Origin of the sequence: Agrobacterium sp. CMT1, assembly GCF_037203725.1 — a bacterium.
Classification (GTDB): domain Bacteria; phylum Pseudomonadota; class Alphaproteobacteria; order Rhizobiales; family Rhizobiaceae; genus Agrobacterium; species Agrobacterium pusense.
Genome location: NZ_JBBCAR010000021.1, coordinates 115580 through 124685, shown reverse-complemented (window position 1 = coordinate 124685; position 9106 = coordinate 115580). Strand labels below are relative to the sequence as shown.

General features: G+C 59.6%; 7 protein-coding genes. 5 read left to right on the top strand and 2 right to left on the bottom strand.

Translation table 11 applies throughout. From position 1 onward, the window contains the following. Positions 1–300 precede the first annotated feature (300 nt). Together hutC and WA845_RS25155 are read right to left on the bottom strand one after the other, a co-directional pair. The gene (hutC, locus tag WA845_RS25160) at positions 301–1047 is read right to left on the bottom strand and encodes a histidine utilization repressor (RefSeq protein ID WP_112557263.1); all 747 of its coding nucleotides are present in this window, start codon (positions 1045–1047) and stop codon (positions 301–303) included. A 30-nt stretch (positions 1048–1077) separates the two neighbouring features. Further along, positions 1078–2424: a formimidoylglutamate deiminase gene (locus WA845_RS25155; protein WP_112557261.1), complete on the bottom strand. Its 1347-nt coding sequence runs from the start codon at positions 2422–2424 to the stop codon at positions 1078–1080. Positions 2425–2572: 148 nt separating this feature from the next. On the opposite strand from WA845_RS25155, the gene hutI reads away from it, so the two are divergent. The 5 genes from hutI (at position 2573) to WA845_RS25130 (ending at position 9105) form a co-directional block, all read left to right on the top strand. Next, positions 2573–3799, top strand: a complete 1227-nt coding sequence (gene hutI, locus WA845_RS25150) for an imidazolonepropionase (protein WP_416220899.1) — start codon at positions 2573–2575, stop codon at positions 3797–3799. Further along, positions 3796–5340: a histidine ammonia-lyase gene (hutH, locus tag WA845_RS25145; RefSeq protein WP_112557259.1), complete on the top strand. Its 1545-nt coding sequence runs from the start codon at positions 3796–3798 to the stop codon at positions 5338–5340. The genes hutI and hutH overlap by 4 nt, the downstream gene beginning before the upstream one ends. A 72-nt stretch (positions 5341–5412) precedes the next feature. Then, a complete protein-coding gene (gene hutG, locus WA845_RS25140) occupies positions 5413–6216 on the top strand; it encodes an N-formylglutamate deformylase (RefSeq protein WP_112557257.1) in 804 nt (267 codons plus the stop codon). An 11-nt stretch (positions 6217–6227) separates the two neighbouring features. Beyond that, positions 6228–7901 (top strand): urocanate hydratase, encoded by a 1674-nt coding sequence (gene hutU, locus WA845_RS25135; RefSeq protein WP_112557255.1) that lies wholly within the window; start codon positions 6228–6230, stop codon positions 7899–7901. A 193-nt stretch (positions 7902–8094) separates the two neighbouring features. Beyond that, positions 8095–9105 (top strand): alpha/beta fold hydrolase, encoded by a 1011-nt coding sequence (locus WA845_RS25130; protein WP_112557253.1) that lies wholly within the window; start codon positions 8095–8097, stop codon positions 9103–9105. Position 9106: the final 1 nt, after the last annotated feature.

The window sequence follows — 9106 nt, the reverse complement described above, 5'->3', positions numbered from 1 at the left end:
GAAACCAAACAAGCAACCAGCTCATTCCTTGATTTATTTAGAACGAAAGACTTCGTCGCCAGCAGCGCCGCCGCCCTCGTTCAGTGAGCGGACTTATAAGAGAACCCCACCGAACAAGTCAACAGGCGAAAATGCGAATTCTAAAAAAATCAGTCAAGCTACTGATAATAAAAGGTAGTTTCCAATTTATCGTATTAATTACCAACGATTAATGATTCCAGCACGACTTTGCCGGAAGCATAGCATGCCTCGCCTATATGGGGTTTCATGTTCGCAATAAGAGGGGTTTAAGCCTTACGATCAATCCGCGGACGGGCTGAAACGGGCGACAAGAGCGTGCGCATTTCCGGGATAGGTGAACCGCACATAGGTGACGGCGCCGGAATTGCTCCACGTCCGGCGCTCCACGACGAGGCAGGCCTGCTTCTCAGATATGGCCAGCAGGCGCGCAATCTCTTTCGACGGCGTTTCGGCACTGATACGGTGTTCGGCATTGCTCCACGGAACATGGCCGAGCAGCCACGGGCCGGGCGCGACGCCGCCGAAATCGGCTTCTGCAGCCTCCGGCACCGTTACGAGGTTGACAAGGCGCTGCTCGATACAGAATTCCCGCTCGCCCGCGAAGTGAAGACAGACGATATCCAGCAGCGGCGCGCCGGCCGCCATCTCAAGCCGTGTACGGTCGTCTTTCGTTGCCGTACGCTGCGTGCACTTCAGAACCTTGAAACCGTAATCAAGACCGAGGGATTCAACCTCGGCCCTGATGTCGTGAATTTCGAGAACTGCCGACTGGATCTGCGGTTGACGAACGAAACTGCCGGATTTCTTGCGTCGCTCGATCAAACCCGCCTTGGCGAGCTGACTCATGACCTTGTTCACTGTCATGCGCGAGCAGTCATAATGGGTGGCAAGATCGACCTCGAACGGCAGCCTGTAACCGGGCGGCCATTCCCCCGAGACGATCCGCCCCTCTATATCGCTGAGGATCGTCTGGTGCAGGGTCTGTCCGGCCGATGCCTTTGTCACGTCCGTGATACCTTTCCGCACGGGCTCTTTCTCGTTCTCGCCGAGCCCATATCAGCTATTAAGAAGTTCGGCCATGACCTGGTTGAAACGATCCGAAATTTCCCGGCGCCGGATATGCTGACCCGCCTGCACCTGTTTTTCGCCACGGACCCAAACGGTATCGACACGGACATTGCCTGCAAATAACCATTGGTCGAGGATCTTTGACGCGGGAAGATAGGGCACGGCCGAAATATCGAGCGCGACAAGATCGGCGCTTTTTCCCTTTTCGATTCTACTTTCTGACATGAGTGCCCCGCCACCGCCTTCCAGCGCCGCCTGGAAAAGTTTTTCCCCGGTGGAACTGCCCGCGTCGGCAATGACATTACGCGCGCGCCGAGACAGACGTTGGGAATATTCCAGCGTGCGCAGCTCTTCAGAAACCGAGATGAGAATATTGGAGTCGGATCCGACACCGAAATGTCCGTCTTCCGCGAGAAAATCCGGAGCGTGGAAGACACCGTCGCCGAGATTGGCCTCCGTGACAGGGCAGAGGCCCGCAACCGCGCCGCTCCGTGCCATGCGGCGTATCTCCGCTTGCGTCATATGCGTGGCGTGGATGAGGCACCAGCGCTTATCGACCGGCGCGTTCCCGAGAAGCCATTCCACTGGCCGCGCACCGGAAAAAGCGAGGGAGTCCTCGACCTCTTTGATCTGTTCCGCCACGTGAATATGGATCGGCCCGTCTTTTGCGAGCGGCACGATGGCCGCAAGCTCATCACCGGTCACAGCGCGCAGGCTGTGCGGCGCGATGCCAAGCGCCGCACCCGGAAGGGATTTGACGACAGCCTGTGCGCCCTGCATCAGCTTCTCGTAACTGTCAATCGAATGGATGAAACGTTTCTGCCCGTCGATTGGCGGCTGACCGCCGAAACCGGAATGCGCGTAAAAGACCGGCAGCAATGTCAGGCCTATACCCGTTTGGGCAGCGGCAGCGCCTATACGCTCCGCCATTTCGGCGATATTTCCGTAATGTGAACCGTCCCTGTCATTGTGCAGGTAATGGAATTCTCCGACCCTGCCGAAACCGGCCTCCAGCATTTCCATATAAAGCTGTGCGGCAACGGTCTCGACATGGTCAGGCGTCATGGAGAGGGCGAATTTATACATGACCGTGCGCCAGCTCCAGAAACTGTCGTCGGCAGGCCCGCGGATTTCGGCAAGTCCAGCCATGGCCCTCTGGAAGGCGTGGCTGTGAAGATTGGGCATGGCCGAAACGATGACGGCATGGCGTTCATCCTGCCGCTCGGGAGAAACACCGGTTTCGACCGATGAAACAACCCCGCCATCACAGACGATACGGACATCCTGCGCCCACCCGCCGCTGAGAAGTGCCGCACCCGCGTGAATTGCCGTCATACCACCCTCTCCTCTTGTTACGACATCGGGCAAGGCCATTTCGAACAGAAAATGCGGCTTGCCAAGCCGGTTATTATGTATATACATTTACGCCATAAAGGAAAGGCGAAAAGCAATGCCCGGGAACAAATCTGCAAAGGGAGCGGCGATGGGAAACGCAACGGCCTTGTGGCGTAATGCCCGGCTGGCCACCTTCGATCCATTGAGGGAAGGCATCGGCGCAATCGAAAAAGGCGTGATCGCCGTCAGCAGCGGTCGCATCGCATTTGCTGGCCCGGAGAGCGATCTGCCCGCTTATCTCGCCGCCGCCGAGCAAATCACCGATTGCGATGGGCGCTGGATCACTCCCGCTCTGATAGATTGCCACACCCATCTGGTCTTTGGCGGCAACCGCGCCATGGAATTCGAAATGCGGTTGAATGGCGCGACTTATGAAGAGATCGCCAAGGCGGGTGGCGGCATCGTGTCCTCCGTGCGCGACACGCGCGCGGTTTCAGAGGATGTCTTGATGGCGCAAGCGCTCCCCCGTCTCGATACGCTTCTTTCCGAGGGCGTCTCGACGATCGAAATCAAATCCGGTTACGGCCTCGATATAGATACCGAACTGAAAATGCTGCGTGTTGCCCGCAGGCTGGAGACGCTGCGGCCGGTGCGGATCGTCACCAGCTATCTGGCCGCCCATGCAACGCCTGCTGAATATAAGGGTAGGAACGGTGACTATATCACCGATGTCGTTTTGCCCGGGCTGGAAAAAGCACAGGCGGAAGGGCTGGTCGATGCGGTGGACGGCTTCTGCGAAGGCATCGCATTCTCCGTCGAAGAGATAGCACGCGTTTTTGAAAAGGCGCGGCAGCTTGGTCTGCCCGTCAAGCTGCATGCCGAGCAGCTTTCCAACCTGGGTGGCGCAGCGCTTGCCGCCTCCTGCGGCGGGCTTTCCGCCGATCATCTGGAATATCTGGATGAATCAGGCGCCAGGGCACTGGCCAAGGCGGGAACCGTGGCCGTACTGTTGCCCGGCGCCTTTTATGCGCTTCGTGAAAAACAGGCTCCGCCGATGCAGGCATTGCGCGATGCAGGCGCGACAATCGCCCTCGCCACCGACTGCAATCCAGGCACCTCACCGCTCACTTCCCTGCTTTTGACCATGAACATGGGTGCAACGCTTTTCCGTATGACCGTGGAGGAATGCCTGGCAGCGACAACGCGCAATGCCGCCAAGGCGCTTGGCCTGCTTGCGGAAACCGGCACGCTGGAGGCCGGGAAATCCGCTGATCTTGCAATCTGGGATATCGAACGCCCGGCCGAGCTTGTCTATCGCATCGGTTTCAATCCGCTCCATGCCCGCATATTCAAGGGACAGAAGGTTTCTCCATGACCATGACGACCATTACGCTTCACCCCGGCAACGTGGCCCTGGCCGACCTGGCCGGCATCTACTGGAACAACGGCTCCGCGAAGCTGGACCGCTCGTTCGACGCCGGCATCGAAAAGGCGGCTGCCCGCATTGCCGAGATTGCCGCGGGTAATGCCCCCGTCTATGGCATCAATACCGGTTTCGGAAAACTTGCCTCCATCAAGATCGATGCAGCCGACGTGGCAACGCTGCAGCGCAATCTCATCCTGTCGCATTGCTGCGGGGTAGGCGCGCCGCTTCCTGAAAATGTGGTTCGGCTGATCATGGCGCTGAAGCTGATTTCGCTTGGCCGCGGCGCTTCCGGCGTGCGGCTGGAACTGGTGCGGCTGATCGAGGCCATGCTGGAACAGGGCGTTATTCCCGTCATTCCCGAAAAGGGTTCCGTGGGCGCTTCCGGCGATCTCGCGCCGCTTGCCCATATGGCGGCGGTAATGATGGGCGAGGGTGAGGCTTTTTATCAGGGCGCTCTGCTGCCCGCCGGCCAGGCGCTGACGAAAGCCGGGCTGACGCCGGTGGTTCTCGCCGCCAAGGAAGGGCTTGCCCTGATCAATGGCACGCAAACCTCCACCGCACTGGCGCTTGCCGGGCTTTTTCGCGCCCATCGCGCCGCGCAGGCTGCGCTGATTACCGGCGCACTTTCCACGGACGCCGCCATGGGGTCTTCCGCTCCATTTCACCCGGATATTCACAGCCTGCGGGGCCACAAGGGGCAGATCGACGCGGGATCTGCGCTTCGCAGCCTGCTCGACGGCTCCGAAATCCGCATCAGCCACATCGAAGGCGATGAGCGGGTGCAGGATCCCTATTGCATCCGCTGCCAGCCGCAGGTGGATGGCGCCTGCCTTGACCTCCTGCGGCAGGTGGCCCGCACACTGGAAATCGAAGCCAATGCGGTGACCGACAATCCTCTGGTGCTTTCTGACAATTCCGTCGTGTCCGGCGGCAATTTCCATGCCGAACCGGTGGCCTTCGCCGCCGACCAGACGGCGCTCGCGATTTGCGAGATCGGGGCCATCGCACAACGCCGTGTCGCGCTACTGGTCGATCCGGCGCTTTCTTATGGCCTGCCCGCTTTCCTTTCCAGGAAGCCGGGGCTGAATTCAGGGCTCATGATCGCCGAAGTCACGTCCGCAGCGCTGATGAGCGAGAACAAGCAGATGGCACATCCAGCCTCGGTGGATTCGACGCCAACCTCGGCCAACCAGGAAGACCATGTCTCCATGGCCTGCCACGGAGCGCGGCGACTTTTGCCGATGACCGACAATCTATTCGCCATCCTCGGGATCGAGGCGCTTTCAGCCGTTCAGGGCGTGGAACTGCGCGGGCCGCTGAAAACCAGCCCGGAACTGCAAAAGGCCATTGCCGTGCTACGGGCCGCAATCCCTTCGCTGGAGGAAGACCGTTATATGGCGCCGGATCTCAAGGCGGCGGCGGAGTTGATCGCCTCCGGTGCGTTGGTCGCCACGATTTCGGACGGCATCCTGCCGAAGCTGGAGGCTTGAGATGAGGCACGTTTTAACCTTCGCCAACTCTCTTCTTGCAGGGGCTAAACCCACGGAAAAGAGAGGCAATCGATGAAGACTCCCTTTGCCCTTCACCAAGGCACTTCGCCGATCATACTCGGTCTGCCTCACACCGGCACGGATGTTCCGGCGGAGATTTGGAGCCGCCTCAACGACAACGGCAAAATTCTGGCCGATACGGACTGGCACATCCATGAGCTTTATGCCGGGCTTCTGGAAAACGCGACAACCGTGAGGGCGACGTTCCATCGTTATGTCATCGACGCCAACCGCGACCCGGCCGGGGTGAGCCTTTATCCGGGCCAGAACACGACCGGGCTGGTTCCGGACACCGATTTCGACGGCAAGCCTATCTGGAATGAAGGGCAGGAACCCACGCCGGATGACATTGCGGACCGTCTGGAAACCTTCCACGCGCCCTATCATGCAGCTCTTGCGGCCGAGATCGAGCGGATCAAGAGCATCCATGGGATCGCCATTCTCTATGATTGCCATTCGATCCGTTCGCACATCCCCTTCCTCTTTGAAGGCAAGCTGCCGGATTTCAACATCGGCACGGATATGGGCAGAACCTGTGATCCCGCCATCGAACACATCGCCGTTGAGGCCACCGCCGCCGCGCAAGGTTACGACAGCGTTCTGAACGGCCGCTTCAAGGGTGGCTGGACGACGCGCCATTATGGCAGGCCGCAGAAAGGCGTGCACGCAATCCAGATGGAGCTGGCACAATCCACGCATCTGCAAAGCGAGGTGCCGCCTTTTGCTTATGACGCGGGCAAAGCCGAACGCCTTCGCCAGCATCTCAAGACGATTCTCACGCGCATGGAAGAATTTGCGCTCGACACGAAACGATAAGGGGAAATCTTATGAACAATCCGCGCCATAATATTCGCGACGTTCGCGCACCGCAGGGCACCGAGCTCAATGCCAAAAGCTGGATGACGGAAGCGCCGCTGCGCATGCTGATGAACAATCTTGACCCTGATGTTGCCGAGCGACCGCATGAGCTGGTGGTTTATGGCGGCATCGGCCGCGCCGCCCGCACATGGGACGATTTCGACCGCATCGTCGCGACGCTGAAGGATTTGAACGAGGACGAGACCCTGATCGTGCAGTCCGGCAAGCCGGTCGGCGTCTTCCGCACCCACAAGGATGCGCCGCGCGTGCTGATCGCCAATTCGAATCTGGTGCCGCATTGGGCCACCTGGGATCATTTCAACGAGCTGGATAAGAAGGGCCTGGCCATGTACGGCCAGATGACCGCTGGTTCGTGGATTTACATCGGCACCCAGGGCATCGTGCAGGGAACGTACGAAACCTTCGTGGAGGCTGGCCGCCAGCATTATGGCGGTAATCTCAGGGGCAAATGGATCCTGACCGGCGGTCTCGGTGGTATGGGCGGCGCGCAGCCGCTCGCCGCCGTCATGGCCGGCGCCTGCTGCCTTGCCGTCGAATGCGATGAAACCCGCGTCGATTTCCGTCTGCGCACCCGTTATGTTGATGCGAAGGCGCATACACTCGATGAGGCGCTGGCGCTGATCGATCAATGGACCAAGGCCGGCGAGGCCAAGTCCGTCGGCCTGATCGGCAACGCGGCGGAGATATTCCCGGAACTTTTCCGTCGCGGCATCCGGCCCGATATCGTGACCGACCAGACCTCGGCGCACGACCCGATCCATGGTTATCTGCCTGCCGGCTGGAGCGTGGCCGAATGGCGCGCCAAACAGGAGAGTGATCCACAGGCCGTTGCCGCTGCCGCTCGCGCCTCCATGAAAGTTCACGTCCAGGCCATGGTCGATTTCTGGAATGCCGGCGTTCCGACGCTCGATTACGGCAATAATATCCGCCAGGTCGCAAAGGACGAAGGGCTGGAAAACGCCTTCGCTTTCCCCGGCTTCGTGCCGGCCTATATTCGCCCGCTGTTTTGCCGAGGCATCGGGCCGTTCCGCTGGGCGGCACTTTCCGGTGACCCGGAGGACATCTACAAGACCGACGCCAAGGTGAAGGAACTACTGCCCGACAACAAACACCTGCACAACTGGCTGGATATGGCGCGCGAACGCATCGCGTTTCAGGGCCTGCCTGCCCGCATTTGCTGGGTGGGGCTCGGCGACCGCCATCGTCTCGGGCTTGCCTTTAATGAAATGGTCAGGAACGGTGAGCTGAAGGCGCCCATCGTGATCGGCCGCGACCATCTCGATTCTGGCTCCGTCGCCTCGCCCAACCGCGAGACCGAATCCATGAAGGACGGTTCCGATGCCGTGTCGGACTGGCCGCTGCTTAACGCACTGCTTAACACTGCATCCGGTGCAACCTGGGTATCGCTGCATCACGGCGGCGGTGTTGGCATGGGCTTTTCCCAGCATTCCGGCATGGTCATCTGCTGCGATGGCACCGACGACGCCGCGCGTCGGATCGAGCGTGTTCTGTGGAATGATCCGGCAACCGGCGTCATGCGCCATGCCGATGCGGGTTACGAGATTGCCGTGGAATGCGCCAAGGAGCGGGGGCTGCGTCTGCCCGGTATTCTCGGCAATTGATGAGCGTGCCGCGTGGTCCATCGCCGCGCGGCATTCCGACCTTGCGTCGGCAAAGCCTCAGGGCATTACCCAACGCTCCTTTGACTGAAACTTCCGGTTCGATTTTCTCGTTGTTAGCTGTTGGTCGGTCATAGCCGATCATTTTTAGCGTCTATAACGGCGCGGCAAGCTTTAATGGAGTGCGGAAGACAGCATGTCACCACGGCGTATTTCACTTGCCTTCAGCTTTTTGGTTGGTGCAATTTTTCCGGCTTTTTCTTTGACCGTTCCTGCATCCTCCCAGGCCCAAGAGCCTGTGCCGGTAAGAATCGATGTTGGCGGATATAAGCTCAACAGCCTGTTGCTGGAACCGCAAGAGCAGGCAGAGCTGCCACCGATCGTCTTCCTGCATGGCGCGAGCGCAAGTCTCTACGACCCGCTGTTGTCCTTTGCGGACAAATTCCGCGGTCGCGCAAAACTTCTGTTCGTCGACAGGCCGGGCCATGGCAGTTCCGACATCGGCGGCAAAGATAATATCCTGCCCGACGGACAGGCCGACGCCGTGGCTCAACTGATGAAAAAGCGCGGCATCCGCAAGGCCATCATCGTCGGCCACTCCTTTGGCGGAGCCATTACCGCGGCATTCGCGCTTCGCCACCCGGAGATGGTGTCGGGCCTGGTGTTTCTTTCTCCGGCGGTTTACCCTTGGCCTGGAGGCATCGCCTGGTATTACACGGCGGCAAGCGCCCGGGTGACAGGCCCGCTTTTTTCGATCTTCGTCGCACCGCCCGTGGGTTTCCTTGCGCTCGACCGGGCGACGCGCGGGGTTTTCGCCCCCAATCATCGTCCTCCTGGCTATGTGGAGGCAACGCGCGCATGGGGGGCGTTGAGACCGCAGGCTTTTCGCCATAACGCGCAGGAAGTCGCCGCGCTGAACACATGGGCGCGGAGCGCCTCACCGAACTACTCCAAAATCAAGGCGCCGACCGTCATTATAACCGGCGACACCGACAATGTTGTTTCACCGGAAATTCATTCCCGCCAGCTTGCACGCGCTATTGATGGGTCGAGCTTGATCATTGTGAGGAATCTCGGACACAAGTCGGACTACGTTGCGCGTGATCTTGTGGTCGCGGCAATCGAAAAACTCGCCGGAAAAAGTGTTGATCTACGCGCCGCGCAAAAAAAGCTTGAACAACGTATCGCTGGCGACCGCGATAAATAGT

Excerpts from the sequence above, each read along its gene's own strand:
- hutH (WP_112557259.1), top strand. The coding sequence starts at position 3,796 with ATGACCATGACGACCATTACGCTTCACCCCGGCAACGTGGCCCTGGCC.
- hutU (WP_112557255.1), top strand. The coding sequence starts at position 6,228 with ATGAACAATCCGCGCCATAATATTCGCGACGTTCGCGCACCGCAGGGC.
- WA845_RS25130 (WP_112557253.1), top strand. The coding sequence starts at position 8,095 with ATGTCACCACGGCGTATTTCACTTGCCTTCAGCTTTTTGGTTGGTGCA.
- hutG (WP_112557257.1), top strand. The coding sequence starts at position 5,413 with ATGAAGACTCCCTTTGCCCTTCACCAAGGCACTTCGCCGATCATACTC.
- WA845_RS25155 (WP_112557261.1), bottom strand. The coding sequence starts at position 2,424 with ATGACGGCAATTCACGCGGGTGCGGCACTTCTCAGCGGCGGGTGGGCG.
- hutI (WP_416220899.1), top strand. The coding sequence starts at position 2,573 with ATGGGAAACGCAACGGCCTTGTGGCGTAATGCCCGGCTGGCCACCTTC.